Source organism: Stygiolobus sp. RP850M (assembly GCF_037389295.1).
In the GTDB taxonomy this organism is placed as follows: Archaea; Thermoproteota; Thermoprotei_A; order Sulfolobales; family Sulfolobaceae; genus Stygiolobus.
This window is the reverse complement of the sequence record NZ_JBBHKU010000054.1, coordinates 19,738-42,951: the sequence shown is the minus strand read 5'-3', so window position 1 is coordinate 42,951 and position 23,214 is coordinate 19,738. Positions and strand designations below refer to the sequence as shown.

General features: G+C 36.0%; 32 protein-coding genes and 1 pseudogene. 21 read left to right on the top strand and 12 right to left on the bottom strand.

Annotated features, from left to right (window positions below; genetic code table 11):
* Positions 1 to 127: pseudogene (locus WIW52_RS06625) on the top strand (IS1 family transposase); the annotation flags it as partial.
* Between the two features lie 71 nt (positions 128 to 198).
* Entirely contained in the window at positions 199 to 816 is a 618-nt protein-coding gene (locus WIW52_RS06620) for a 2,3-diphosphoglycerate-dependent phosphoglycerate mutase (protein WP_337709396.1), read from the top strand.
* Here the strand turns inward: WIW52_RS06620 and WIW52_RS06615 are convergent.
* Together WIW52_RS06615 and WIW52_RS06610 are read right to left on the bottom strand one after the other, a co-directional pair.
* The gene (locus WIW52_RS06615; protein ID WP_337709394.1) at positions 802 to 1,521 is read right to left on the bottom strand and encodes a D-aminoacyl-tRNA deacylase; all 720 of its coding nucleotides are present in this window, start codon (positions 1,519 to 1,521) and stop codon (positions 802 to 804) included. The genes WIW52_RS06620 and WIW52_RS06615 overlap by 15 nt on opposite strands.
* Positions 1,518 to 2,447 carry an FAD-dependent oxidoreductase gene (locus WIW52_RS06610; protein ID WP_337709393.1) on the bottom strand — a complete coding sequence of 310 codons (930 nt, stop codon included), beginning with the start codon at positions 2,445 to 2,447 and terminating at the stop codon, positions 1,518 to 1,520. Before WIW52_RS06610 ends, WIW52_RS06615 begins: the two co-directional genes overlap by 4 nt.
* A 68-nt stretch (positions 2,448 to 2,515) precedes the next feature.
* On the opposite strand from WIW52_RS06610, the gene trxA reads away from it, so the two are divergent.
* Both trxA and WIW52_RS06600 read left to right on the top strand, forming a co-directional pair.
* The gene (gene trxA, locus WIW52_RS06605) at positions 2,516 to 2,932 is read left to right on the top strand and encodes a thioredoxin (RefSeq protein WP_337709391.1); all 417 of its coding nucleotides are present in this window, start codon (positions 2,516 to 2,518) and stop codon (positions 2,930 to 2,932) included.
* A gap of 1 nt (position 2,933) precedes the next feature.
* A complete protein-coding gene (locus WIW52_RS06600; protein WP_337709389.1) occupies positions 2,934 to 3,584 on the top strand; it encodes a hypothetical protein in 651 nt (216 codons plus the stop codon).
* Between the two features lie 10 nt (positions 3,585 to 3,594).
* Here the strand turns inward: WIW52_RS06600 and WIW52_RS06595 are convergent, their stop codons facing one another.
* Both WIW52_RS06595 and WIW52_RS06590 read right to left on the bottom strand, forming a co-directional pair.
* Positions 3,595 to 4,761, bottom strand: a complete 1,167-nt coding sequence (locus tag WIW52_RS06595; protein ID WP_337709387.1) for an NAD(P)/FAD-dependent oxidoreductase — start codon at positions 4,759 to 4,761, stop codon at positions 3,595 to 3,597.
* Positions 4,761 to 5,273: an inosine/xanthosine triphosphatase gene (locus WIW52_RS06590; protein WP_337709385.1), complete on the bottom strand. Its 513-nt coding sequence runs from the start codon at positions 5,271 to 5,273 to the stop codon at positions 4,761 to 4,763. Before WIW52_RS06590 ends, WIW52_RS06595 begins: the two co-directional genes overlap by 1 nt.
* Before the next feature lie 29 nt (positions 5,274 to 5,302).
* On the opposite strand from WIW52_RS06590, the gene WIW52_RS06585 reads away from it, so the two are divergent.
* The gene (locus WIW52_RS06585) at positions 5,303 to 6,169 is read left to right on the top strand and encodes a menaquinone biosynthesis family protein (RefSeq protein ID WP_337709383.1); all 867 of its coding nucleotides are present in this window, start codon (positions 5,303 to 5,305) and stop codon (positions 6,167 to 6,169) included.
* Here WIW52_RS06585 and WIW52_RS06580 read toward each other — a convergent pair.
* Entirely contained in the window at positions 6,166 to 6,735 is a 570-nt protein-coding gene (locus WIW52_RS06580) for a hypothetical protein (RefSeq protein WP_337709381.1), read from the bottom strand. The two genes, WIW52_RS06585 and WIW52_RS06580, sit on opposite strands and share 4 nt — an antisense overlap.
* A 176-nt stretch (positions 6,736 to 6,911) precedes the next feature.
* Here WIW52_RS06580 and WIW52_RS06575 point away from each other — a divergent pair, with 176 nt between their 5' ends.
* The 3 genes from WIW52_RS06575 to WIW52_RS06565 all read left to right on the top strand — a co-directional run bounded on the left by WIW52_RS06575 (position 6,912) and on the right by WIW52_RS06565 (position 8,900).
* Positions 6,912 to 7,952 (top strand): hypothetical protein, encoded by a 1,041-nt coding sequence (locus WIW52_RS06575; protein ID WP_337709380.1) that lies wholly within the window; start codon positions 6,912 to 6,914, stop codon positions 7,950 to 7,952.
* A gap of 129 nt (positions 7,953 to 8,081) precedes the next feature.
* Positions 8,082 to 8,237 carry a hypothetical protein gene (locus WIW52_RS06570; protein WP_196770238.1) on the top strand — a complete coding sequence of 52 codons (156 nt, stop codon included), beginning with the start codon at positions 8,082 to 8,084 and terminating at the stop codon, positions 8,235 to 8,237.
* 63 nt (positions 8,238 to 8,300) lie between these two features.
* The gene (locus tag WIW52_RS06565) at positions 8,301 to 8,900 is read left to right on the top strand and encodes a hypothetical protein (protein ID WP_337700847.1); all 600 of its coding nucleotides are present in this window, start codon (positions 8,301 to 8,303) and stop codon (positions 8,898 to 8,900) included.
* Here WIW52_RS06565 and WIW52_RS06560 read toward each other — a convergent pair.
* On the bottom strand, positions 8,874 to 9,533 hold the full coding sequence (locus WIW52_RS06560; RefSeq protein WP_337709402.1) for a 16S rRNA methyltransferase: 660 nt from the start codon (positions 9,531 to 9,533) through the stop codon (positions 8,874 to 8,876). The two genes, WIW52_RS06565 and WIW52_RS06560, sit on opposite strands and share 27 nt — an antisense overlap.
* 27 nt (positions 9,534 to 9,560) lie before the next feature.
* Here WIW52_RS06560 and WIW52_RS06555 point away from each other — a divergent pair, with 27 nt between their 5' ends.
* The 3 genes from WIW52_RS06555 to WIW52_RS06545 are packed head-to-tail and all read left to right on the top strand — an operon-like array spanning position 9,561 to position 10,564.
* Complete coding sequence (locus WIW52_RS06555; protein WP_337709377.1) at positions 9,561 to 9,872, top strand: ribonuclease P protein component 4; 312 nt, start codon at positions 9,561 to 9,563, stop codon at positions 9,870 to 9,872.
* Complete coding sequence (locus tag WIW52_RS06550; protein ID WP_337700851.1) at positions 9,823 to 10,092, top strand: YhbY family RNA-binding protein; 270 nt, start codon at positions 9,823 to 9,825, stop codon at positions 10,090 to 10,092. The genes WIW52_RS06555 and WIW52_RS06550 overlap by 50 nt, the downstream gene beginning before the upstream one ends.
* Positions 10,085 to 10,564, top strand: a complete 480-nt coding sequence (locus tag WIW52_RS06545) for a DUF371 domain-containing protein (RefSeq protein ID WP_337700854.1) — start codon at positions 10,085 to 10,087, stop codon at positions 10,562 to 10,564. The genes WIW52_RS06550 and WIW52_RS06545 overlap by 8 nt, the downstream gene beginning before the upstream one ends.
* On the opposite strand, the gene WIW52_RS06540 is transcribed toward WIW52_RS06545, so the two are convergent.
* Both WIW52_RS06540 and WIW52_RS06535 read right to left on the bottom strand, forming a co-directional pair.
* Positions 10,472 to 11,233, bottom strand: coding sequence for a methyltransferase domain-containing protein (locus tag WIW52_RS06540; RefSeq protein ID WP_337709376.1), 762 nt, complete (start codon positions 11,231 to 11,233; stop codon positions 10,472 to 10,474). The genes WIW52_RS06545 and WIW52_RS06540 overlap by 93 nt on opposite strands.
* Positions 11,234 to 11,298: 65 nt before the next feature.
* Positions 11,299 to 12,282: an NAD(P)/FAD-dependent oxidoreductase gene (locus tag WIW52_RS06535; RefSeq protein WP_443294976.1), complete on the bottom strand. Its 984-nt coding sequence runs from the start codon at positions 12,280 to 12,282 to the stop codon at positions 11,299 to 11,301.
* Positions 12,283 to 12,369: 87 nt separating this feature from the next.
* On the opposite strand from WIW52_RS06535, the gene WIW52_RS06530 reads away from it, so the two are divergent.
* From WIW52_RS06530 to WIW52_RS06505, 6 genes are all read left to right on the top strand, one after another.
* Positions 12,370 to 12,726, top strand: coding sequence for a hypothetical protein (locus WIW52_RS06530; RefSeq protein ID WP_337709374.1), 357 nt, complete (start codon positions 12,370 to 12,372; stop codon positions 12,724 to 12,726).
* 5 nt (positions 12,727 to 12,731) lie between these two features.
* Positions 12,732 to 13,475 (top strand): NAD(+)/NADH kinase, encoded by a 744-nt coding sequence (locus tag WIW52_RS06525; protein ID WP_337709372.1) that lies wholly within the window; start codon positions 12,732 to 12,734, stop codon positions 13,473 to 13,475.
* Complete coding sequence (locus WIW52_RS06520) at positions 13,475 to 13,951, top strand: NOB1 family endonuclease (RefSeq protein WP_337709371.1); 477 nt, start codon at positions 13,475 to 13,477, stop codon at positions 13,949 to 13,951. Before WIW52_RS06525 ends, WIW52_RS06520 begins: the two co-directional genes overlap by 1 nt.
* 159 nt (positions 13,952 to 14,110) lie before the next feature.
* Entirely contained in the window at positions 14,111 to 14,920 is an 810-nt protein-coding gene (locus tag WIW52_RS06515) for a hypothetical protein (RefSeq protein WP_337709369.1), read from the top strand.
* Between the two features lie 3 nt (positions 14,921 to 14,923).
* Positions 14,924 to 16,642 (top strand): AMP-binding protein, encoded by a 1,719-nt coding sequence (locus WIW52_RS06510; protein WP_337709367.1) that lies wholly within the window; start codon positions 14,924 to 14,926, stop codon positions 16,640 to 16,642.
* Complete coding sequence (locus WIW52_RS06505) at positions 16,629 to 17,753, top strand: aminotransferase class V-fold PLP-dependent enzyme (RefSeq protein WP_337709365.1); 1,125 nt, start codon at positions 16,629 to 16,631, stop codon at positions 17,751 to 17,753. The genes WIW52_RS06510 and WIW52_RS06505 overlap by 14 nt, the downstream gene beginning before the upstream one ends.
* On the opposite strand, the gene nadA is transcribed toward WIW52_RS06505, so the two are convergent.
* The gene (gene nadA / locus WIW52_RS06500; protein ID WP_337709363.1) at positions 17,728 to 18,672 is read right to left on the bottom strand and encodes a quinolinate synthase NadA; all 945 of its coding nucleotides are present in this window, start codon (positions 18,670 to 18,672) and stop codon (positions 17,728 to 17,730) included. The genes WIW52_RS06505 and nadA overlap by 26 nt on opposite strands.
* 26 nt (positions 18,673 to 18,698) lie before the next feature.
* Positions 18,699 to 19,049, bottom strand: coding sequence for a hypothetical protein (locus tag WIW52_RS06495; protein WP_337709361.1), 351 nt, complete (start codon positions 19,047 to 19,049; stop codon positions 18,699 to 18,701).
* Between the two features lie 52 nt (positions 19,050 to 19,101).
* On the opposite strand from WIW52_RS06495, the gene cobT reads away from it, so the two are divergent.
* From cobT to WIW52_RS06475, 4 genes are read left to right on the top strand one after another with little or no spacing between them, the layout of a single operon-like run.
* Positions 19,102 to 20,139, top strand: a complete 1,038-nt coding sequence (gene cobT, locus WIW52_RS06490; protein ID WP_337709359.1) for a nicotinate mononucleotide-dependent phosphoribosyltransferase CobT — start codon at positions 19,102 to 19,104, stop codon at positions 20,137 to 20,139.
* Between the two features lie 3 nt (positions 20,140 to 20,142).
* The gene (locus tag WIW52_RS06485) at positions 20,143 to 20,463 is read left to right on the top strand and encodes a transcriptional regulator (protein ID WP_337700880.1); all 321 of its coding nucleotides are present in this window, start codon (positions 20,143 to 20,145) and stop codon (positions 20,461 to 20,463) included.
* On the top strand, positions 20,460 to 21,119 hold the full coding sequence (locus WIW52_RS06480; protein ID WP_337700882.1) for an HAD family hydrolase: 660 nt from the start codon (positions 20,460 to 20,462) through the stop codon (positions 21,117 to 21,119). The genes WIW52_RS06485 and WIW52_RS06480 overlap by 4 nt, the downstream gene beginning before the upstream one ends.
* Positions 21,086 to 21,718, top strand: coding sequence for an METTL5 family protein (locus WIW52_RS06475; protein WP_337709401.1), 633 nt, complete (start codon positions 21,086 to 21,088; stop codon positions 21,716 to 21,718). The genes WIW52_RS06480 and WIW52_RS06475 overlap by 34 nt, the downstream gene beginning before the upstream one ends.
* Here the strand turns inward: WIW52_RS06475 and WIW52_RS06470 are convergent.
* On the bottom strand, positions 21,695 to 22,357 hold the full coding sequence (locus tag WIW52_RS06470; protein ID WP_337709357.1) for a phosphoglycolate phosphatase: 663 nt from the start codon (positions 22,355 to 22,357) through the stop codon (positions 21,695 to 21,697). The two genes, WIW52_RS06475 and WIW52_RS06470, sit on opposite strands and share 24 nt — an antisense overlap.
* Positions 22,357 to 23,190: a deoxyribonuclease IV gene (locus WIW52_RS06465; protein ID WP_337709355.1), complete on the bottom strand. Its 834-nt coding sequence runs from the start codon at positions 23,188 to 23,190 to the stop codon at positions 22,357 to 22,359. Before WIW52_RS06465 ends, WIW52_RS06470 begins: the two co-directional genes overlap by 1 nt.
* Positions 23,191 to 23,214: the final 24 nt, after the last annotated feature.

The window sequence follows — 23,214 nt, the reverse complement described above, 5'->3', positions numbered from 1 at the left end:
ATTAAGGGACAGGCTAATTAGATTCAAGAGAGCAACGAAGGCAGTAAATAGGAGCATTCGTAGCATGATGTACTCCATAGCCCTAGTCTTGTGGGAGAGAAGGTTAATCCCAGAATTTGTAACTTAATGACGACACTATCTCCACACTCAATTATTCAAAAACAATTTTTTATAATCAGCGTGTAAAAGCTCTTTAACATGGTTGTTATAGTGTTTATTCGACATGCCCAATCAGTCTCAAACGTTCAAAGAATTCTTTCTGACGATATAAATAAATACCCGTTGACTGACGAAGGTAGACAACAGGCTAAAGAGACCGCTAAAGAGTTAAGGAAAATCCCAACAGTAACGAGACTTTATAGTAGTCCTATACTAAGGGCTTACCAAACTGCATCGATAATAGGAGAGGAGTTAGGACTAGTGCCAATCATAGATGATAGATTAAGAGAGAGGGAATTAGGCGAATTGAATAACTTTAGAATTGACGAAATCAATAACTGGAGAGTAAAAGTTTACAAGAGAGAAATCTCGGCTAAAGGATTAGAGCCATGGGAGATCTTGATGAAGAGGATAGTTAGCTTCGTAGAAGATACTATTAAGAAAGAGGAAGGAACAATTATCGCCGTTAGTCATTACGACCCGATTAGGGCTTTTCTCTCATATCTTATAGATTTAGACGACATTGGTTCTTGGGGAATCTCACTACCAAATGCAAGTATAAGTATAGTCAAATGCAATGACGAGAATGCAAAAAACTGCAAGATAATCTGTATCGGAACTCCTATTTTAACAACTGAAATCTTATCTAGACTCTAATTTTATATTACTGTTGATCCATTTTATATACTCTATAATTTTATTCTTAATAGAAGAATTAACGTTATCGAATATTATTTTATCTACTTTCTCAACGGAATTCATGATAACTTGCCTCACAACCTCTTGGTTTATCTCATTTAAGTAATATTTGGATACAACATGCCCTATACATTTAGACGTACTTATCTTCGAAAAATAAGGTGTATAGTGAGTCCCTCCTACTCCCGCAATGATCTCTTCACATACGGTTTGATCGAACTTGTCTACACCTCTCAAGGTAGCCTCAACCATCATTTTTACAAGGTTCTCGTTTTGCCAGTAGTTTATATCGCTACCTATCTCCACAAAGATCACCGGATGAGTCTGATACGTGGGGCCATGATGAGTAGCTTCAATAGCCTTTTGGATATCCACGGGTAAAGTTAATATCTCTCTAAAAATTGAGGATAATAATTTAGGAAAGGCTATCCCTAGTTTAAAAGGTTCTCCTCCAAAAGCATTAGACCCCGGATTTCCAGGGTAATGAACAGTTAATGAAGGAGTCTTAGACGAGCTCTCATGACGTGAAAATATAACAATAACGTCTCCCTTGTCGTACTTGAAATCTATCACATCATCTTCTATTTCATCAAACCTATACCCTAGTTTTTTAATCGTAATTCCTACAGGATCTTTTGTAGATATTAAGAAGTTTACTCTCATGACGACCCACTCTTTAGAAGACCTAAAGCCTCGTCCACAATAAAGGGAGCCATTGCAAACCCAAATCTAAATCCAGTAATAACTAGCGCGTTTTCAGCAATTTTTTCAATAACGTACTTTTTGCTGCTCGAAGCTGTCCTGAAACCTACGCTAACTAAAATCCGATGACCCAATGGATAGATGGAGTTAACTGTATTCACCGCATCATTTACTTTCTCATAGTTTATCTTATTATCTGTGGTTTTCTCTGCATCCGAACTGATAATAACTTCTGAACCTCTTCTCTTTAAGAATATCTTACCTTTGTAAAACAAGATATTATTTAAAGTGAAGGAAGAAGAACTCGAGATCAAATGACCCTTATAAACCTCGAGATCTTTGATATCAAAAAGTTTTATAGTGAGATAACCGGTAGAGAAAATAACGTTCCCGTTCACCGAAATATTCTCTCCTGACGAAAGGTGTAATTTCGTTATCTTGTTATCCTTAATCTCGTATCCGATCACTTCCTCATTTATCATAACACTTTTCGTTACCTTTTCTAAAAGTTTCTCTCCATCTAAATAAAGAGCCCTTTCGTAGATGTACATTTTTGTACTCTCAGGTACAGTAATATCGGGTTCTATCTCTCTCAATTTGTTCATCGAAATTTCTCTTCCTATCTGTTTATCTGATATAACACTCATTTCCTTGTATATAACACCGTACTTATGTGATAGCTGGACATAATAATCTATTGAAGATAAGCACTTTTCCATTAAGTCTCCGCATAATGGTGGTATAATAGACCATACGCTTCGGTTTGAGTTAAGCTGTTTAACTTTACGTTCTTTTTCTATAATCTTTACATCTTTGTTCATATCTTGAAGCTTATCAGCAACGACGGCACCTACAATTCCTCCACCTACTATGATAGTTTCAACCATAACATCATTTTTAGAAATTAAACAAAATAAACTTTTTAAAGTGCGAGGAAAACACTATCTGGATAGTTATGAACGAGGAAAATGATCCTGAGTTACAAAAGCTTTTGGAGGAAAAAGCTAAAAAGCTAGCTAAAGTAGCTTCTAAAAAAGAAGAGCAGAGGAGAGAGCCAGTAGCACATCTTGATTCCAGTAACTTTGACTCTTTCATAAACTCACATAAGGTTGCTGTTGTAGACTTTTGGGCTGAGTGGTGCGCTCCTTGCCTTATATTAGCACCTATAATTGAAGAGCTAGCCCACGATTACCCACAAGTAGGTTTTGGAAAAGTTAACAGCGATGAGAATCCAGATATCTCAGCCAGATATGGAGTAATGAGCTTACCTACAGTTATATTCTTCAAGAACGGAGAACCAGTAGATGAATTGTTGGGAGCAGTTCCTAGAGAAGAGATAGAGACAAGAATTAAGGCATTGTTAGGTGAATAATATGAAACCGTTGCTTTTAGGAATTGATGGATTGAGTTATTCAAGTTTTATGAAATGTAATCCTAGAACTTTGTTGATGCTCTTCAGTAGTACTTTCAGGGGAGTAGTGGCTAATAAGAACAAGAACAACCACCCTACTCCTGCATGGCTTAGCATTTTAGAAATGACAGATGATATCAACGAAAGCGGTTTTCTATCTTCTCTCCCTGATTTGAAGTTAATCAAGATTACTAAGGCAGTTCCAATTAATATACCTATAACTAATCCTACCTATGGAGAGGTTAAATTACCTTATGACAAGACTGTACCCATAAAGGACGAACTAAACAAAGTTAAAGAAGCTATATTTAAAAACATAGATGAAAACCCAGTAATAGCAGATGTTACAGCTCTAGACAGGTTCTTAATAAATAACGGGAGTATAGATAAGTGTGAGATCTATAAAGAGATTGACGGCTTCGTTAAAGAGATAATAAATAGAGTTCAGGATTTCATAATATTCTCACCTTATGGAGAACCTAAGGACGGAAAACATGAAGACTACGGTGTTTACTTATCAACGGTTCCTAGACCTAATGAGCATGATACTGTAAAACTGCCTGAACTTGGTATCCTCTTTTCAAAGCTAGTTAAGGGAGATGTATTTTATTGATTTCAAAAAATTAATTGTAATATGGTAACGCCATGTGGTATGGTACACTGAATGCAGACGATATTAACATTGCAGAATATAACTTCTTGAGATATTTGTACATCGAGCCCCACCTAAAGTCTATTTTCTTAACATATTTATTTACATCGAATATCAACATCCCTGAATAATCTCCTGCATGCATCATACATATGACTCCTTGTGCATAATAAGGTAGAGTTTTACCACTAAGCTCCTTTACTATTGTAGCGGCTGCATTTTCAGCTGATATCATAGCCGCTCTTCCGGTCTTTGCCGGGATCATACCTTTTGCAGAATCGCCGACTGCGAATATATTCCTAAATTTAGTAGATCTAAAAGTGGGATGTTCCACCGAGATGAACCCAGATTCGTCTGTTAACTCAGCTTTCTTTGCTATTTCGGGTGCGGAGAGTGTAGGAAGAACGGAAATTAAGTTAGAATCTATCTCGTTTCCGTTACTTAACAAAACTTTGTTTCTAGAGATCTCCTTAACATAAACTCCTTTTATTAACTTAATCCCTCTTTTTTCAGCATACGCATTCACTTGTTTTGGGATCCAATCTACCGGCAATATCCCGAATATACCTTTAGGGCTTTGTGTACCTAGATATACTGTTACTCTCTTTCCCAGTTTTCTACCCAGATATTCCAGTATAAAGGCAACTTGATAGGAGGGACCTTCGATAGGGCTGTTCATTGCATTACCTACGAATGCGTTTATTTCATCTTTTTCTTCTACAACCTTTTTTATACCTAAAAATCCCTCAAGTGTGTGATGCATAAATGCGTTTTCATGACCCTTAATTTTATTGAAGTTTTCTTCATAAGCTCCGCCTAGAGCGACAACTAAGTAGTCATAATCAAATGTGCCTTTATCTGTCTTTACTTCATTAGATTCTGGTCGTATTTCTAAGGCCTTACTTTCAATGAACTCAATGCCTCTTGGCGGTAATTTTTGAGATGCAAGAAAATACGTGTTTTCAATTTTTACATCGTCTGTAAGCAGAGCTGGAAATATTGTATTGTCGTAAACTCGATCCGATTCTGAAATAACTATAATGTAAGCTTTATCTGGAATATTTTCCCTCAATCGGTGAGCAATAGTCAAGCCCGCAAATCCAGCCCCTAGTATTAGAACTCTCTTTTTATTTGCCATTAATCTACATTGTTGTAAAAAGGATATAAGGCTATCACAACAGGTTGAACGTAAAGATCTTTACGAGTTATATGCATTTTAGTTAAGTACCCTATTGCCCCTTCACTCTGTTTACTCTCTTTCGTAGAGAATATAATATCTGTAACCTCACCTAACTCCTTTCCTTCGACTAAAAGCGAAGTCATTGAGGGAGGTAAAGGAAAAGATGCTGAAAACGCGAAGTTCTCTATCCCTTTTTTACTTGCCGCATAAACCACTGCATAGGCCAACATTCTATTTTCATAATAAAATACACCGCCCTCTATTCCTATTCCAATATCAGCATGTGTGTGTCTTAACGCTTTGTAAGCCCTAGTTTTGGCACCTACAAAAGTTTGATTGCAAACTGGTTGAGGAGGTATTTCCGGATCTACTTTTACGGCTTTAACTTCAGCTTTCATACCTATAATTCTGAGAGCTTCCTTGACAGCCTCTACCTTTGCCTTGTTTGTAGAACCTACCGCAACAAACATTTTTATTCACACTAGCAAAGAATTTGGTCATGGTAACAATAAAAGTTGGGCCATTAGCAGACTCAGGAGACCTATACCCATTTATACCATTAATTGAGGGTAAAGTAAAGCCGGAGGGGATTAACTTAGAATTCGAAGTGATTACTACCGTACAAGATACTAACGAGAAGGTTTTGAAAAAAGATGTAGATGTAGCTGTACCATCTGCTGCAATGTATCCTTATATTCAGCAAGATTATTACGTGATAGGGGAAGCCGTAGCTTCAGCAATAGACGGGATAACCGGGATGCCCATTTTATCTACGTCGCCTTTAACCCTGGAAGACTTAAAGAATTCCAGAGTTATAGTGCATGGCCATAATACAACAGCATATACCTTGTACAAGCTGCTTATAGGTAAGTATAGAAAGCTTGTTATAATTAAAAAAGTCCTTGATGAGATAAAAGGATTAGGTAAAGAAGGAGATGTATTAGTTGCTGTACATGAACTGAAAATGATGTATGCCTTAGAGAAGTTAGGGATCAAAGTACACAGAATTGCTAGCATGTGGGAGCTATGGAAGCAAGTTGCCGGAAACGCTCCCATGCCTATGGGAATGGTAGTAGTGAATAAAGATCTAGGTAAGGATATAGCTATAAAGTTCAAAGAAGCCTATCTAAAGAGTAAAGTTTATGCAGAAAAACATTTGGACGAAATTATAAAGAAAGATGCCGAAATCATGAGAGAAGCTCATAATGAAAATATAGAAGAAGAAATTATTAGAAAGACAATATGGGCTGATATTCAAGAATATAACGTACCTTTAGCGGACGTAAAGAGGGGCTTAGAGACTTTCTATAAACTCACTGCCGAAAGAGGAATACTACCTAAAGTAATAAATCTCGATATAATTTAGCCTCCCTTTAATGACGAAAAGCTAATTACTTTTTCACATAGTGTTATTCTACACATATAATCAATGCTTTTTATAACTAAATTCAGATAACTTTCTGGTACGTATAATTCTACTAAATGTAGGCTTAATCCTTCCAGATCTTCAAGCTCATATGCTACCCTTATAAAAGGAAAATATTCAAGTTCATTGAGAACTTCTTCATCAGGTGTTATCAAATCTACAAAAAAGTCTCTCTTCCCGTAGTCTACTATGTACCCTTTTACATCTATCACCCTCGTATCATCCCCTTCTTTTAACCCTCTGTTGTCATCGAATTCGGTAGATTCTACTCTGATATAATCTGCCCTTTTGTTGAAGTTAGGGTTCCATGTATCCAATTCAAGATCGTACTCATCAGGTTTTCCTGAGTAATTCCTAATCTCCTTAATTTTCAGTTCATTCTCTTCGATTAGTGCTTTCCTACCCTTAATGCTAATCCTCAAAATTTTGCTCTTGTTATGTAACCCTTTACACAGCGAAAAGCCTTCAAATTTAATTATCGGCGTTAAATATAGATTCTTTTTCATACTAGTTATAAGTTTAATAATATCATCCTTTTTGGCCCCAAGGGTATAGGCTAACAAATCATAATTATCGCCAAAGACCCTCATTTGTCGAATTAAGTGAGCATGAGCAAACATCACTGTCTATAATAATAGGAATTAGTTTTATATGCGTTTATCTAATAAGATAATCACCAATAATGAGATTTTTAGTTTTTAACCCTAGAAGATGGGAACTAGTGTCATTAAATCCTTTCGACTTTGGATTGGAAGACTTTGTTAACCCTGTAAGAGCTAAGTTAGAATACGAAAATTTCTTAGAAAAACTAAAAGAGTTAGGAGAGGTAAAAGACGTTTGTGATATCGTAGAAAGGGAAAAACTAGTCGAGTTAGTTTATACGTCAATACCTACAATTGGAGAAGGAAAAGTCGAGGAAAAGAAATTAGAGAATTCAATACTGTCTTTGAACAGGGAAGATTTATGCAACCTTTTCATTCTTAATCCCACTGTAATTATATCAGAGAACGAGAACAGAAAAGTACCTAAGCTTAGGGTATTCTCTGAAAAAATAAGAGGAGAATTAATGTGGCTACATAGATACGCGTTAATAGATAAAATTCCAGTGATAGGATTTCCATCTATTTCTGCTAGTAAGTTTGAGATAAAATTTTTATATTATTCTTTAAAAAAGGAAATAAACCGAGAACCACTAATGGCTGATTATCCGCCATCTTTACTAAATTTTGATGATATAATCATAGATAAACTAAATAATTTACTTATAGCTCAAATAGGAGGTTCAACTAACGTAGAGGGTCTTTCCAAACTATTCAAACTAAGATACACAACTTTAGGTGAAGTATACCTTGATAATAATAGTGACAAATTACCTATATTTAATTTCATTAGATTTCTAGAAAAAGATAGTGTCATAATAAACAAAAAGATTTTTGAAAAGAGCAGAGTTGATGTTTATGAGTTTACCGGAAACAATTACCATTTCAAGTATACGACTGACCTAAAAAGCTTCCTTAAATTATACTACAAAAATATAATAATTGCAGAAAATGAAGATATGTCATTTCTAGTTAATGATAGAAAAGTTCTTATGAAAGAAAAATCGAAATCTGATGAACTTCACAAGATATTTAGGGACTTAGGACTGGACATAATAACAGTGACGATGAACAATCTTTCTTCCACTTATAATGGACCTTACAACTTAGTAATAGTTTATTAAAAACTTAAAAATGAGATATTTATACAATAATGAGACTTTATTAAATTAAAACACTGTTAATTAGACTTCCTTCTCTTCATTTAACTAAAATTTATTAGTTAAAAGTTAAATGTAATATTGGGATCGCTTATGGCTGAGAGTAAAAAAGAAGAGGTAGAAATTAATTCTTTCAGTGATTTGATAAAAGCTCTATTTAAATACGATAACTGGTATTTAGGTGGTTTTGTAATTTTGCTTATATTGTTTGTACTAATGGATATAGCATTATTCACGCCGCATTCTTAATAAAATTATATAAAGATAAGCTATTTAACACACTTTTTAAAATTAAATTATTGTGATAATTAGTTGCCAAGGGCGAACCTAGCTGCAGATGCTGAGTTAATAGAGGAGTTAGAACAAGAGGTCAAAAAGAAAGGCTATACAATGTATGCTATCACTAACTTGGCTCTGAGAGCGATCCTAGAGATCTTAAAAGAGGGAGGAGATTCTGAGACTTTAAACTCTTTAGTCGAGTACTACAAGACCGTAAAAGACTTAGAAATAGTCCCAGTTACGGTATGGTACTTGGAAAATATAGTTAAGCTAGCCTACGAATATGATAAAAATAAGGCATCAGAGGTATGTGAGATAACTGGAATCCAGTTAGCATCCTACCTAAAGACTAAAGCTAGCAACCTATCCGATCTAGTTGAGCTTTATGAAAAAATTAAAGAACTTATTCCCGTAAAGGACATTGCAATAAAACAAAATGGTGAAACAATTGATATTAGAATAACGGGCACAGGTTTCGGGCTGGAATCTACTACTTGTGCCTCAATAATCCTTAAGAAGATTCTTGAAGAGTATGGATTTGAGGTAATATCCTTGAACCCTACACCAGGCGGAATAATCTTAGTTAAAGCTAAAATACTCGATGCTTCAAATTCTAAGGAATCCAAGAAATAAGAGACAAGCAGATGATAGTCTACATATTACCTGATGTGCTTCTAAAACTCTATCACTAATTGAGTAAAAAACATCTGCATTTACCCTTACTTCTTCGGAGAAGTCTCCATGAGGAAACGCTCCAACACCTATTAACCAATTTTCACCTAGCTCGCAAATCTTCTTTAAAGATACTTTTTCTCCATTTTCAGAAAGGACTGCTAGCTTATACTTCTTTTTTAGAGAACCTAAACTCTCACTTGTAATCTCCATAAAAGGCTTATCCGAATCTACCGGAACTTTACCATATCTTAGCAACTGTTCCACTAAGCTCACGAACCTTTCGTAGTTCTTAGGTATTCTAGTATCATTTCTCACACTGATTATTTTCCCGTCTATTGTGTGTACGAAGACTTCACCTTTTATCTCGTCCTCCAAATACAAGAAATTCAGCAGCGATAAGTGAACAATGTCCGGTCTACCCCTTTTCTCTTTGTCCTTAAGCTTAGCCATTGCACTGTAATGAAGTGATTTGTCTAAGATCATGTAATGCGGATCCTTTCCTCTTTTCTTAGCGTTTACTATGACTGCTGGATGAGATAAGATGTCTCTTGGTATCAGTTCAAGGGAAGAGTCCAATAAGATGAGATTAATTTTACTCACAAATGAAGATCAATGTTGATGAAAATAAAAGTAGTAAAAGAACATAGGAAGAGAGCTTTAGAACTTATTGACATGGCTGAGCAAATTGTAAAAGAAGGAGATATAGAACTAGCGAGAAGATATGTACGATTGGCATTAACATATTCAAGTAAATTCAGATTTAAGCTTCCATTAATCTATAAGAGAAAAATTTGTAGAAAGTGTTTCGTGCCTTTAATTCCGGGACTAACAGAGCGTAGGAGGATAAAAAATAAAGTTATAGTTAGAACATGTATATACTGTGGTTGGGTCAGAAGATACCCCGTTAAAAAGACTGATAAAGGAGGCTAAAGCTAGCCACGCCGATGTTAGAATAGGAAAGAAAGGAGTTACTGAAGAAGTGGTTAAAGAAATAAAACGAAGGCTAGATGAACACAAAGTAGTAAAAGTGAAAATAGGAATAGAAGTAGAAGACAGAAGAGAATTTGCTAGATTAATAGCTGAGAAGGCTAACGCAAAGCTGATAGAAATAAGAGGTTATACATTTATACTAGCTAAGAAAAATGATTGACGCAATTAAGGCTAAAGGACATTATAACGTTAAAGCTACCCACAAAACTACTTTAGAAGTTACTAAAGATAGCTTTCTAACCCCTAGGGGAGATTGCATAATAGGAATAAACGCAGACAAGGGAGCTTCTCAACTCGACGAAAGGGTCAAGGACGAGATTAGGAGGGATACTAGTTATATATATGCCGTTATTGTCGTAAATGGAATATACGACATTGTTTCGGGTAGAGGGTCAAGTCAGTTACAACTAACCAATCCTAATAAAATAATAATCAGGAAATCTACCTTCATCTCAGACAGTACAATTATGTTAAATGCTGATAAATCTGCGAAAGACATAGACAGAAGAATAATTAAGAAATTACAACAGGGTTCAGACCTAACTCTTTTCATTATCACATCTAACTCTCCCCTTAAAAATGAAGAGATCCTTAGAATAATCGTTAACTCTTACCCAATCAGCTTCACCTAGTTTTTGAGTAGCTTCGTCCTTAGACTTACATAAAATGTAAAAAATTGCCTCCTTACATACTCTACACACTTCGCTCTTAAAGGATTCAATCATAGTAGGATTATCAGCAACTCCTATATCTACGCTCTTATCCCTAAAGGGTAAGTAATGAGCGTCGTATTGCACCATATCTATGTTCCCCTTTAATTTGTTGAGGTTTAAAGACTCCTTCAAAAGATACAGACCATCGATATTTAAGTCTCCAGCAATTACGTAGTTGCATTTTCTAGCTAGATGTATAGCTATTGCACCATAACTTGTAAACAGATCCGCTAATACCTTTTTACACTCTACTTCTTTTTCGAGTTTGTCTCTTTCGGAAGATAAAGACACGTTAACATAAACTTTTGAAATATCAACTTTGAATCTAAGACCACTCTCCTTGTAAACAGTAGTAGTCTTGTACTCACCACCAGCGAATACTAGTTCATTAACTCTCAATTCTCCCGTGACTTTCTTACGAATAAAAACTGATTTTATACGAGGGTTTATCTTCATCAACGCTTTAGCTAATTCCTCTTTGTTAACTTCTTCTTTTGGAGAGACTAGTGCAATGTCTCCGATTATGTAGTAACTTCTGACTCCTTTTATAATCTCGTTCAGTTTAGGGGTAGTCCTTTTGCTTGTCAAGACTAAAATTGATTAAAGAAGAAAGCTAAAAAAGTAGAGTTACAAACAAAGGAAGAAAAAGGAAATTACTTCTTAAACTTATCCATCTCAGAGCTATGTCCCGCAAATAATGACGCATTTGGATCCACGTACTTTTTAGCTACGCTTACAGCTATAGCAGCCTGTCCGAAACCAACTGCAATTAGAGCCAGTTTTGGTGCACCTTCTTGGCTCGCGATATCACCCGCAGCATATACTCCAGGCAAATTGGTTTCCATCTTTGCGTTAGTTATTATATCCCTTCCTTTCATATTAAGTCCCCACTTTAGCATGTTACCTAAGTCTCCTTTGTGTCCTATGCTAATAATGACAGCGTCTACATCTAACACTTTCTCCTCCTTTGTTCTGTTGTCAAAAATTACAGCGTGAGTAACCTTATTACCGTCGCCTTGAACTTCCTTTAACTCGTGCCAAGTATAAACTGTGGCGACTTGATATAGCTGCTTTACGCTCCTTTCGTGAGCCCTAAACTGATCTCTTCTGTGAATTAACGTCACGGACTTAGCCATAGGTGCTAGGGTTAAGGCCCAATCAACCGCCGAGTCTCCACCTCCTACAATCAGTACTCTCTTACCCTCAAAGTCCTTCTTCCTCCTAACAGTGTAATAAACTCCTTTATTCTCGTATTCTACCTCACCCTTAGCACCTAGCCTAGTGGGGGTTATTTTTCCAATTCCAGCTGCAATTAACACTGTTTTTGTCTTAAATTCCGTCCCTTTGTCAGTCTTTACTATCCACATATTATCGTTAGCCCTCTGAAGAGTGTCAGCCCACTCTTTTACTCTTACTTCTGGAGAGAACATCTTAGCTTGTTCGATTAGATTTTGAGCTAAATCGTATGCTAATATACCAGGGAAACCTCCAACATCATAAACCATCTTTTCAGGATATAGAGTGACAAGCTGTCCCCCTAACTCATCTTGTGCATCTATAAGAGCAACCTTCATATCCCTTAATCCTGCATAAAAAGTAGCATATAGACCTACTGGGCCTCCGCCAATAACTACCATGTCAAATTCTGCCAAAATTAAATCCCCGTTTTTTCATTTTGTTTATACTATTTAAACCTTTACACAGATTTATAATGAGAGATTAATATGTATCTGTTACTGGGACTTCTCTTATTAGCTTTATCTTTAGGATTTATCCTATTAATGCGCGGATGGTTCTACTATTATAGAAAAATTATGATAGCGGCAGTTGAATATGTAGGTGAGAATCCTGAGAAGACAACCATCACACTCAAGCCTGGAGAACATGTAACGATAAGACTTCATGGAAAGACCACAATAATGACGACCGGAGTAAACAGCTGGATAAGTGCAAAATATAAGGGAATAAAACAAAAGATTTACAAGGTTAGGTTAATAAATTATGATGGTGAAGTCGAGCTAATTAACGAAAGTAAAGTCTTCACGGTAAATGTTATTATCTTAAAGGAGTATCATAACTAACGTAGATGTTACTCAAAATACTTACAAAAAACTCGCCAGATGCTATTGAATTTAGTGAAAAAGTTAAGAAATTAGCAGAAGAAATGGGATTTAAAATAACTGAAGGAAATAACCACGATCTTGTGGTTGTAATAGGCGGTGATGGTACACTACTTAAAGCTGTCAAATTAAACTCCCCAGTTATAGGAATCAAGTTCGGTAGAAGATCAGCCTTATTAGATATAAATCCAGAAAACGTAAAAGATGTTTTGACTAGGCTAAAAAACGGTGATTATATAGTAGATGAGTATTTGATGTTAAACTTGAGGACCAAACAGACTAGAGCCGTGGCATTCAACGAAGTAGCTATATTATTTGATAACCCTGAGACTATTCTAGGCAGTATCAGTATGGGAGAAAAGAAAATCATATTTGAAGGAGACGGTGTATTGGTTTCTACTCCTCAAGGAAGCTGGGCTTGGAGTTATTCAGCTACAAGAACTCTACTTCATAAAGGTGTGAACGGTATTGAAATTACTTTTATGAACTGTGTAGTTCCAGATATGCATAATATCATTATCCCTATGAAGGAGAAAGTCACTATTAAGTTAGAAGATAAAGGACGCCCTCAAATAGCTAAAATAATAGTAGATGGTGAAGTAGTAGGGTATTTAAGGAGTGGGGAAGATGAGGAGGTTATAATTACCGAACATGAAAGAAAAGCTAAAATTCTACGTTTCTATAAAAGAATTGACTTAGGTTACTTGTAATGAAAAGGATAATATTCGATACAGCGGGTTTTCTGGCTGGACTTGAGAATTTATTTCCCTTAGTTTATACAACACCTGACGTAATAGAAGAAGTAAGAGATTCAAATTCAGTAAATTTATTGAATTTATCTATTAATTCAGGAAAAATAATTATACAATCTCCTTCTAAAGAATCAGTGGATTACGTCATAAAGACTTTACATCAAATAAAGGAAAGTGAATTATCACAAACGGATATCAGCGTGATTGCGCTAGCACACGAATTAAGACCCTCAGTAGTATTTACCGACGATCTAAGCGTACAAAACGCACTATTGTATCTTAATATAGAATTTAACTCCGTAAAGTTAGGATTTAAGATGAAGAACAAGAAAAAAGTAGTATATAAGTGTGAGGCTTGTGGCAGAATTTTTAAGAAAAAATATACAGAATGTCCCTATTGCGGGTATAAAATAGTTAAGGTTAGAGAAAAATAAAACAAACAAATTTCTTCTAATCTTTTAATACATTTTGAAGAAAATTTTATATATTTATCAAACAAACAATACTAAGAGTTGAAGCTAAGTGACCTTATAAAATACATAAGACTCGTGGGATTAAATCCCCATATAATTTCATCTCTTTCCAGGATGCCTGTGAATGATGTTTACTATTCGATTCTTAGCTTATTTTACGAACATCAGATGACTGTATTTCCCATTATAAACTCTGAAAAGTTGGGCTTATGGAAAGGTGTCATATGGTGTGAGAAATCGACTATACCTTACGAAAAGGCAAAACAGATAACTGGACCTTTAGCAAACCTTTTCAGAGGAGATATTGAAGATGATTCATTTATGCTTGTTTTTTATACAAGTTATGAAGTATTTGACGAAATGAAACAAACCTATGAAAAAGTTTTTGATAAACTTAACATGAAATGTTCTATAAGTCTTTCTGTTCAAAGCTTTAGATTTATCAATGATGAAAACTGTTACGATTTTGAAAATAAGGAATGGGTATGTAATAGAAAACAAGTATATATATCAATCCCGTCAAAAGAACTTCTAAAATTAGATAAATATGACGTAAACTTATTGACAGATATCCAAGTGAATCCCGCAATACCTTACTGGAGAAATTACCACTACAAACACATAAAAGAAGTTTTACACGGCTTCATGTATACTTTAGGCAATACAAATTATATACTCGACGTAAAGTCTAAAAGAATTGTAAACGATCCTAGCTTACTGACAATTGCGCAGCTCGATAACGGTTATTATATAGCAGAATACCATGCAGATAAGAAAAGTCTAGAAAGAGTAATCTCTAGCGTGAACAAAATTAAAGACGTGGAAGTAATCATTTCAATAAAAGATCTAGCATTTGCTCATGGTTTCAGCATACCTTATGAAGTATTCAAAGATAATAAATGGAAAATACCTAAAATTAAGATCGAGTAAAAGTTGGACTACTTTACCCTTTATCAAAAATCTCTCGAAAAGCCAGATTGGTATTGGCAAGAATACGCTGAAAAGTTAAAATGGTCTGACAAGTGGAGTACAGTAGTATCTAAGGGGAAATACGTAGCTAGGTGGTTTGTGGGAGGTAAAACCAATATCGCGTTAAATGCGATTTCACATGCTGGGACTGCATTAGTTTGGTACGGCGAAAACGGAGAAAAAATAGAGCTTACATTTAACGAACTGGAAAGAGCTGTTAAGGGGCTCTCCAGTGAATTTAGAGCTAAAGGAATTAAAAAAGGCTCTAGGATAGCTATATATACACCTAACACTCCCCAAGGAATAATATCCGTCTTATCTTCGGCGTGGGTAGGAGGAATTTACACGATAATTTTTGCGGGATTAGGAGAAGAGGCTATTAAGAAAAGACTTGATGATTTTCAGCCTGATTATATAATAACAGCGAACTACACAGTCCGCAGAGGAAACAAAATCCCCTTATTTATTAAGGGAGATTTGATCTTCAGAGAGAAGAATGAAGTTCAAGAGATAAAAGAACTTGTTGAAAAAGGCGATAAAGACAACGAAGCTGAGAAAATCGAAAGTAATGAACCGTTAAAAGTAATGTATACTTCAGGGACTACTGGTAGGCCCAAAGGCATTATACTACCCCATGGAGCCTGGATGGTAGGCGATTATACTGTATTTAACCTAATGTTCAACCTAAAGCAGGGCGATATAGTATTAACTACTTCCGATATGGGGTGGATCACTTTTTCAAGAATTATGTACGGAACTCTGCTCCACGGTTCTACATTCGTGTTTATGGAGGGAGCCCCAGATTATCCGAAAAATAGGCTAGTAAAAATCATCGATGAATTAAGACCTAAAGTCCTATTTACATCACCTACGCTTCTAAGAACGTTGAGAAAATACGACTTAAAATTGCCGAGAGTTGAATTCTTAGCTACTGCAGGGGAAATCTTTGACGATCAAACATGGGAGTATGCTAAAACTTTTGCAGAGAGGATCACTGATGTTTATGGACAGACCGAACTTGGTTATGTAGTAGGAATTCCGTACTCCCTAGAAAATATAGAACCTAAACCCGGTTATGCAGGAGTACCATTCCCTGGGGCACTGCTAGAGACTGTTGATGACGAAGGAAAACCGGTTTATGATAAACCTGGTTACTTAATCTGTAAAACACCTTTCCCCACTCAGTTCATAGGTGTACTAAACAACTCCGAGAAATTTGCTTCTTATTTCTCGAGATTCGGGTACCATGATACTGGAGATATTGCAATAATCAATAATCCGTACGTGAAGATCGTCGGTAGAAGCGATGATATGATAAAAATTGCTGGGCATAGAATCACAACTGGAGAAGTAGAAAATGTTCTAATGGAGGTAAACGGGGTTAAAGAGGTTGCTGTCGTCGGGGTACCCGATGAAGTGAAAGGAGAGAAAATGATCGTATTTGTGGTGGGAAATAATATAGACCCAGAAAAAATAAGGGAGAAAACAAGAAAGTCTCTAGGTCCTATTTACGTAATAGATAAGGTTATAGAGGTAAACAGGCTACCTAAATCTAAAAGCGGTAAAGTAGTAAGAAGAATATTGAGAGATCTCGTACTCGGAAAGGAGGTAGATCCTACCATACTCGAAGATCCTGACGTAGTGAACGAGATCAAGGAGGTAGTGAAGAGTGGGCTTTATTGAAGACTTTAGAAATGAAGTTCCTTTAACTCAACATTACATATATCTTAATCACGCTGCCATATCTCCTACCCCTCTTTCTGTCTACCTCGAAGTTAACAAATATCTGATAAGTGTTATGACTAAGGGGACGATAGCAGTTAACGAACAGGAAGCCGACGACTTTTATCACATAAGAGAGAAAATAGGTAAACTAGTAAATGCAAAAAGTGAGGAAATCTCTTTAATACCTAACACTTCCTATGGGATTAATGTAATAGCTCACGGTTTAGCCTTTAAGCAAGGTGAAAACGTAGTTACAGATAATGTTGAATTTCCAGCAACAGTTTATCCTTTTCTTAAGTTAGTTAAGAATAAGAAAGTCGAGCTAAGAATAGCTAAAGTATCCCTGGAAAAAATAGAGGATGATATACTCTCAAGAGTAGATAAAAATACCAAACTAATTAGCTTAAGTCACGTTAGTTTTAGCACGGGTGTAAAAGTCGATGTAAGTAGAATAGTTAAAGAGGCTAAACAAGTAGGAGCATATGTATTATTGGATGTAATTCAAAGCGCTGGAGCTACTGAAGTAGATTTAAAAAAGTTTGATGTAGACTTCGCCGTTGCTGGTGGGTATAAATGGCTAATGAGTCCCCAAGGTTCAGGCTTCATGTATGTTAAAGAAGGACTATTAGAAGATCCACCGTTTTATGGCTGGAAAAGTGCATCTAATTTCTTAGAGTTTAACCCAGAAAAGTTTGAGCTAGAAAAAGGTCCTAGACGATTCGAGATAGGAACCATAGATGTTGCGTCAAATCTAGGTCTTGCCAAATCATGTGAGATTATTTACCAACACAGAGATGAAATATTTGGAAGAATACAGTACCTATCTAGCTACGTAATAAAGATAGCTAATGAAAGAGGTCTGGAGGTTATAACTCCAGAAAATAAAAAAGCAGGAATAGTAGTAATCAAGATAAAGAATCCTAGGAAAGCTTCAGAATATTTACTCAGAAAAAAAATTATCGTGTCACCTAGAGGGGAAGGGATAAGAATATCTACTCATTTCTACAATACATTAGAAGAGATAGAATCTGCGATAGACTATATTATTTATTATCTCCGAGAATCTTAATGGTTCTTTCGAAAGCCTCTTTAGCTTTCTCAGCAACATCCTTAGGTACCTTTACCTCATAAACTTCTTCTTCTAGGGATCTCTTAATCTTTTCCAAAGTTATCATTGCCATGTAAGGGCATCTTGCACATCCGCAAGCTTCAGTGGTTACTAAAGGATAAAATACCTTATCTGGAACTTGAATTTTTAATGCATTTATCATTCCCAGTTCCGTAGCTACAATGAATTCTTTGTTAGGGCTTTCCTTAGCGAATTTTATCATTTGATTAGTAGATCCAACAAAGTCAGCTGCCTCAAGAATCTCTAACGGGCTTTCTGGGTGAGCCATAAGAAGTGCATTAGGATATTTCTTCCTTGCTATCGATACTAACTGCTTGGTATAATTTGCATGAACTATACATCTTCCGTTAGGAGGGACTTTAATTAATTTCTTACCGGTTTTGTGCTCTACATAGTTAGCTAGATTTGCATCTGGACCGAAAATTATGTTCTTAGCGTCGAGTTTACTTACGACTCTAACTGCAGTAGAGGAAGTTACTATATAGTCAGCGAATGCTTTAGTGTATATACTCGTGTTTATATACAACACTACCGGAGCGTCTGGATATATCTCTTTATATTTCTTTAATGTATCTACATCTAGAGAATCTGACAACGAACAACCAGCATTCGGATCGGGCGATAGTACTTTTTTATCCGGATTCAATGCAGCAGCTTGTTCAGCCATAAAATAAACTCCAGCAAATACTATCATTTTTGCATTAGTTTTCATAGCCTTCACTGCTAAGTCGTAAGAGTCACCTGTAAAATCCGAGACTAACTGAACACCATAATCCATGTAATTATGTCCGAGTATAATAGCGTTCTTTTCCCTTTTTAGTTTCTTTATTTCGATCATGATGTTGGACTGAGCAGACATTCTCCCTCGAACATGTGTTCTGTGAATTAGTCAGTTTTAAACTTTATTACTGAAAAATATAATTCTTCTAAATCTTCCATAATTCTAACAAGCATAGTGTATATAGTAAAATCATCTATCATGTCTATTTTTTCAATAGCTTCTAAGACATCCAAATATTCTTGAATTAATTCAGATTTTATAATCTTCCTCTTTGCCAATTCCCAGATAACCTCACTTAATCTGTTTTCCCCTATACCGAACCTTTTATTAACTTCTTGTCTAATTAGGTTATACATATTCTTTATAGAATTTAATACCTCTGATTTTAGTGAGTGATCTAAAATAAACTCATCGTAAGTAACTTTAGTGCCTTTCTCAATACCTCTGTAGTACATCCAAAAATTCTCCATCAAATTAAAATTCGGAAAAGTCACCAAAAAATCAATTATGCAATACATAAAGGAAATAGTGGGAAAGTTAAAAGAGATTAAGAAGAAAAAAACGCTATTTGTCCTAGTAATTGCCACAACAGACATGAGCTTAATACCGGGGATAACAGTAGCTGGGGCGACACCCGAACTCACCCACTTTACTCCAGCAGCTGATGCAGAGTTTTTAATTTTGGGTAAGTGTAAATCCATAAATACTATACCAGTCACTCCAGACGGTATTCCAACACCAGCAATTATAACGAGAGCATCACTTGAATTATTGAAAATACCTAAATTAGTTGTGAATGCTGGAAGTAGAGTAATACCAAAACTCCCAGTGATTGATTTAGGGGGAGAGCCAGGCGGGGACATAAGAAAAGGATCTTTAAGGACAGAGGTTGCTCAGAGAATACTTGAAAACAGTATGATCATAAGTGAAGAGTTATCAAAGTCTTATGACCTTCTTGTTATCGGGGAGTCAATCCCTGCAGGAACAACCACGGCTATGGCAGTGTTAGCGGGGCTAGGATACGACGCATTAGATAAGGTAAGTTCCGCATCTCCCCAAAATCCTAAAGAATTAAAAAGGAAAATAGTTATGGAGGCACTAAGAGACTTGCCTACGGATACTCTAGGAAAGATTAGTAAATTGTCTGACCCTATGTTGATAGCTGTAGCCGGTTTGAGTATAGGATTTAAGAAGGAAGTTATACTCGCTGGTGGTACGCAAATGACTGCAGCCTCAGCAATAATCAAAGAATTAAGTAAAGAGACGTTAAGTAATGTAACAATTGCCACAACAAGATGGATCGTAGAGGATCCTTCTTCAGACATTAAATACTTGGCTGAACAAGTGGGAGTCTCGGTTGTAGCGTCTATGCTGGACTTTTCCTCCTCAAAGTATGAAGGACTAAAGGTCTACGAACGCGGTTACGTTAAAGAAGGGGTGGGAGCTGGAGGTGCGTCAACCTTAGCACTTGCAAACGATTATACACCTAATGACATATTAAAGAAAGTAGAAGAAATATATTCACAGTTAGTCAATATTAGTTAAGTAATGTTTACCGATTTCGACTTTTTAACAACAAGGGAGAAGATAGTAATACTTCTTAAATACACAGATTCACCGTTAACGGCAAAAGAGATTAAAGAGAGATTAGGAATAGAAAGCGAAAAGTTAGTATACGAACACTTATTACATATAGCTAAATCCCTTAAGAGAAAGGATATGAAGTTAATAGTGTACTTACCAAAGTGTAGGAGGTGCGGGTATACGTTCAACTTGGAAAAGCCAAAGAAACCAAGTAAATGCCCGAGATGTAAAAGTGAAGACATTGAACCTCCCAAATTCCTAGTTAGAGGACGGGATAGAAAATGAGCAAGGTCGTTTTTGTAGATATGGGAGAAACGTTAGTAAGTTTTATTCCAAAATTTCATCAACCGCTCTATGAATTTCTAGTTAAGAAAGGATATAAAGTGACGGAGAAACAAGTTTTTCGTGCAGTATCTAAGCAATTAGGCAGAGAACATTTTCCAGATCCAGTACTTGGCGGTTTAAGTGAACTTAATTTTAGAGAAGTATTATACGAGCTGAAAATCTCACCTAAAAAATGCTTGTTGGAGCAACTAAAAAACCTCACCTTGCTCTCGGGACACTGGGAACTATTTGATGACGTGAAACCGTTTCTTAATGAGCTAAAAAAGGACGGATATAAAATAATAATGATTACAAATGCTACTCGTAGCGTATATAGGATAGTGGATGATTTAGGACTAATAAATTATCTTGACGACATAATCGCATCATGTGATCTAGGAATTATGAAGCCCCACCCGAGAATTTTCAGAATAGCTAAAGAGAAATACGGAACCCCCATCTTCCATATAGGAGACATATACGAAATAGACTACGTAGGAGCTTTGAGGGCTGGAATTAACCCATTACTCTTAGATAGATACAACTTTTATGATGATATAAAGGCTAACAAGGTGAAAAACCTATTACAAGCACTAAAATTAATAAAAAACAACTAGAAATTTTTCTAGAACGAGTTCCTCCACATCCTAATCCTAATTATGAGTTAGAACAATATCTTACACCATCTAACCTCGCATCTACATTACTCTGGACTGCATATTTAAGGGGTGATATAAAGAAGAACAAGCTCGTAGCCGATTTAGGTTGTGGTACCGGTAGACTTTGTGCTGGAGCATCTATCCTTGGTGCCTACTGCTTGTGCATCGAAATTGACGACAACTCAATTTACGTAGCGAAAGAATTTTTCCGAGAAAACATGTTGGACTTTGAACCGATAATAGCTGATGTGGCGCATCTAAAATTGTCTCGCAAGATAGATACCGTAATTCAGAACCCGCCATTCGGAGTAGTTAACAAAGGTGCAGATATCTTATTCTTGAAAAAAGCCCTAGAAATAGGTAAAGTAGTATACACCATTCATAAGTCTAACCCTAAAAGTAGTCAGATAATTAGAAAAATAGCTGAGACTGAGAACTATACTGTAGAAGTTATCACCTCAAGATATGATCTAAAGCCTTATTATCCGTGGCACAAAGAAAGATCTCACAAATTTTCTGTCGATCTCTATCTTTTAAAGGAAAATCTCACCGGATAAAATTTTGCTCAGAAAATCAATTATCCCCTGCCCGTTTGGTTTATCAAGAACTACATCCGCTATCTCCTTAATTTCTGGTAACGCATTACTTACGGCGACTTTTACATCGGCAACTCTAAACAACGGGATATCATTTTGACTATCTCCTAAAGCTATGACCTTGCCTTTAAAGTTGAGGAGGTTTTTAATAAATAAAACTCCTCTACCCTTGTCGACATCCTTAGGTAGTATCATTGCATCGTTTCTATTCCATTCTACTTTTGCGCCCTCCAGATGTAAGTCAAGAGAGGAACTATCAATATTATTAACATATACAATTACCTCTCCTACACTATATTTAATCTCCTTCTCTTCTAATCTTTTAATTATTTCTTTTCTGATTTCAGCCCAATTTTTTGGTGCGTTAATATAAGTTTTTTCACCATAAAGTATTATTGCACCGTTCTCCAGAACCCAACCCGTGGGCTTTAGAGTAGGAGCGAGCCTGCTTATGAACCTTCTTTCTCTTCCGGTAACTACAAAAAAGGGATACTTAGATGAGAAATGGTTTATGAACTCCGCTAGATTCTCCCTTATCACAAAACCGTCTTTTTCATCTGCTAACGTCCTATCGTAATCCGATACGAAAAGATATGCCATCACGAAAATTTGTAACCTAACTCTTCTAATACTTTTTTCATTTTCAAGGCATCTCTCTCTAGTTCTGGGCTTTCACAAATTAACGTAATGGATAAATTCTCCCTCTTAAGAAGTTCCTCAGCTAAGGACCTGAATGGCGGAGCTTCAGTATCAATAGGTAAATGCTCATCTACGTACTTACCGTTCCTAAATACGAGAGACTCAAAATGCGAATTTATATGAGTTAGATTAAGTTCTTTTTGAAGTCTATCTATAATTTCACTATAATCTATCTTCCCACCCTGTCTGGCAAAAGTGTGAGCCCAATCTATATAAGGTATAACTCCCTTGACTTCCTTGGATATAGATATTACCTCGTCGATTGTTCCGAAGGCGGACTCTTTTGCCATAGTTTCTACCCCGAATTTTACGTTCTTGATGCCTTGAGACCTTGCTGTATCCACTACTTCTCCCAATTCGAATTTGACTTGCTGATAGCATTCTTCTGGACTCATCTTACCGTAGAACGCTATATGAATAGCAATTGCATCCGCTTTCATCCTCTCAGCTCTATCAGCGGTATCTAGTATTCTTGCCTTAGAAGCCTTCACTTTCTCCTTATCATCAGAACACAAATTTATAAAGTAAGGTGCATGAACTGACAGTCTCACTCCTAACTCCTCCGCTACTTTTCCTGCTTCCTCCGCTGCCTCTGGTTTCATTTTAACTCCTTGGACGAACTCCACTTCCATAGCATTAAGTCCTAACTCCTTTACGGTTCTTATTCCATCTATGGTACTCCTCTTCTTAGAAGATAATGGAACTCCAGCTGGTCCTAAATAAATTTTGACCATAAGTTGCTATTTGTTTGAAATAAC

What these genes read in the sequence shown, in the direction of transcription:
- WIW52_RS06620 (WP_337709396.1), top strand. Translation starts at nt 199, where the DNA reads ATGGTTGTTATAGTGTTTATTCGACATGCCCAATCAGTCTCAAACGTT.
- WIW52_RS06615 (WP_337709394.1), bottom strand. Translation starts at nt 1,521, where the DNA reads ATGAGAGTAAACTTCTTAATATCTACAAAAGATCCTGTAGGAATTACG.
- WIW52_RS06610 (WP_337709393.1), bottom strand. Translation starts at nt 2,447, where the DNA reads ATGGTTGAAACTATCATAGTAGGTGGAGGAATTGTAGGTGCCGTCGTT.
- trxA (WP_337709391.1), top strand. Translation starts at nt 2,516, where the DNA reads ATGAACGAGGAAAATGATCCTGAGTTACAAAAGCTTTTGGAGGAAAAA.
- WIW52_RS06600 (WP_337709389.1), top strand. Translation starts at nt 2,934, where the DNA reads ATGAAACCGTTGCTTTTAGGAATTGATGGATTGAGTTATTCAAGTTTT.
- WIW52_RS06595 (WP_337709387.1), bottom strand. Translation starts at nt 4,761, where the DNA reads ATGGCAAATAAAAAGAGAGTTCTAATACTAGGGGCTGGATTTGCGGGC.
- WIW52_RS06590 (WP_337709385.1), bottom strand. Translation starts at nt 5,273, where the DNA reads ATGTTTGTTGCGGTAGGTTCTACAAACAAGGCAAAGGTAGAGGCTGTC.
- WIW52_RS06585 (WP_337709383.1), top strand. Translation starts at nt 5,303, where the DNA reads ATGGTAACAATAAAAGTTGGGCCATTAGCAGACTCAGGAGACCTATAC.
- WIW52_RS06580 (WP_337709381.1), bottom strand. Translation starts at nt 6,735, where the DNA reads ATGAAAAAGAATCTATATTTAACGCCGATAATTAAATTTGAAGGCTTT.
- WIW52_RS06575 (WP_337709380.1), top strand. Translation starts at nt 6,912, where the DNA reads ATGAGATTTTTAGTTTTTAACCCTAGAAGATGGGAACTAGTGTCATTA.
- WIW52_RS06570 (WP_196770238.1), top strand. Translation starts at nt 8,082, where the DNA reads ATGGCTGAGAGTAAAAAAGAAGAGGTAGAAATTAATTCTTTCAGTGAT.
- WIW52_RS06555 (WP_337709377.1), top strand. Translation starts at nt 9,561, where the DNA reads ATGAAAATAAAAGTAGTAAAAGAACATAGGAAGAGAGCTTTAGAACTT.
- WIW52_RS06545 (WP_337700854.1), top strand. Translation starts at nt 10,085, where the DNA reads ATGATTGACGCAATTAAGGCTAAAGGACATTATAACGTTAAAGCTACC.
- WIW52_RS06535 (WP_443294976.1), bottom strand. Translation starts at nt 12,282, where the DNA reads ATGGTAGTTATTGGCGGAGGCCCAGTAGGTCTATATGCTACTTTTTAT.
- WIW52_RS06530 (WP_337709374.1), top strand. Translation starts at nt 12,370, where the DNA reads ATGTATCTGTTACTGGGACTTCTCTTATTAGCTTTATCTTTAGGATTT.
- WIW52_RS06525 (WP_337709372.1), top strand. Translation starts at nt 12,732, where the DNA reads ATGTTACTCAAAATACTTACAAAAAACTCGCCAGATGCTATTGAATTT.
- WIW52_RS06520 (WP_337709371.1), top strand. Translation starts at nt 13,475, where the DNA reads ATGAAAAGGATAATATTCGATACAGCGGGTTTTCTGGCTGGACTTGAG.
- nadA (WP_337709363.1), bottom strand. Translation starts at nt 18,672, where the DNA reads ATGTCTGCTCAGTCCAACATCATGATCGAAATAAAGAAACTAAAAAGG.
- WIW52_RS06495 (WP_337709361.1), bottom strand. Translation starts at nt 19,049, where the DNA reads ATGTACTACAGAGGTATTGAGAAAGGCACTAAAGTTACTTACGATGAG.
- cobT (WP_337709359.1), top strand. Translation starts at nt 19,102, where the DNA reads ATGCAATACATAAAGGAAATAGTGGGAAAGTTAAAAGAGATTAAGAAG.
- WIW52_RS06485 (WP_337700880.1), top strand. Translation starts at nt 20,143, where the DNA reads ATGTTTACCGATTTCGACTTTTTAACAACAAGGGAGAAGATAGTAATA.
- WIW52_RS06480 (WP_337700882.1), top strand. Translation starts at nt 20,460, where the DNA reads ATGAGCAAGGTCGTTTTTGTAGATATGGGAGAAACGTTAGTAAGTTTT.
- WIW52_RS06470 (WP_337709357.1), bottom strand. Translation starts at nt 22,357, where the DNA reads ATGGCATATCTTTTCGTATCGGATTACGATAGGACGTTAGCAGATGAA.
- WIW52_RS06465 (WP_337709355.1), bottom strand. Translation starts at nt 23,190, where the DNA reads ATGGTCAAAATTTATTTAGGACCAGCTGGAGTTCCATTATCTTCTAAG.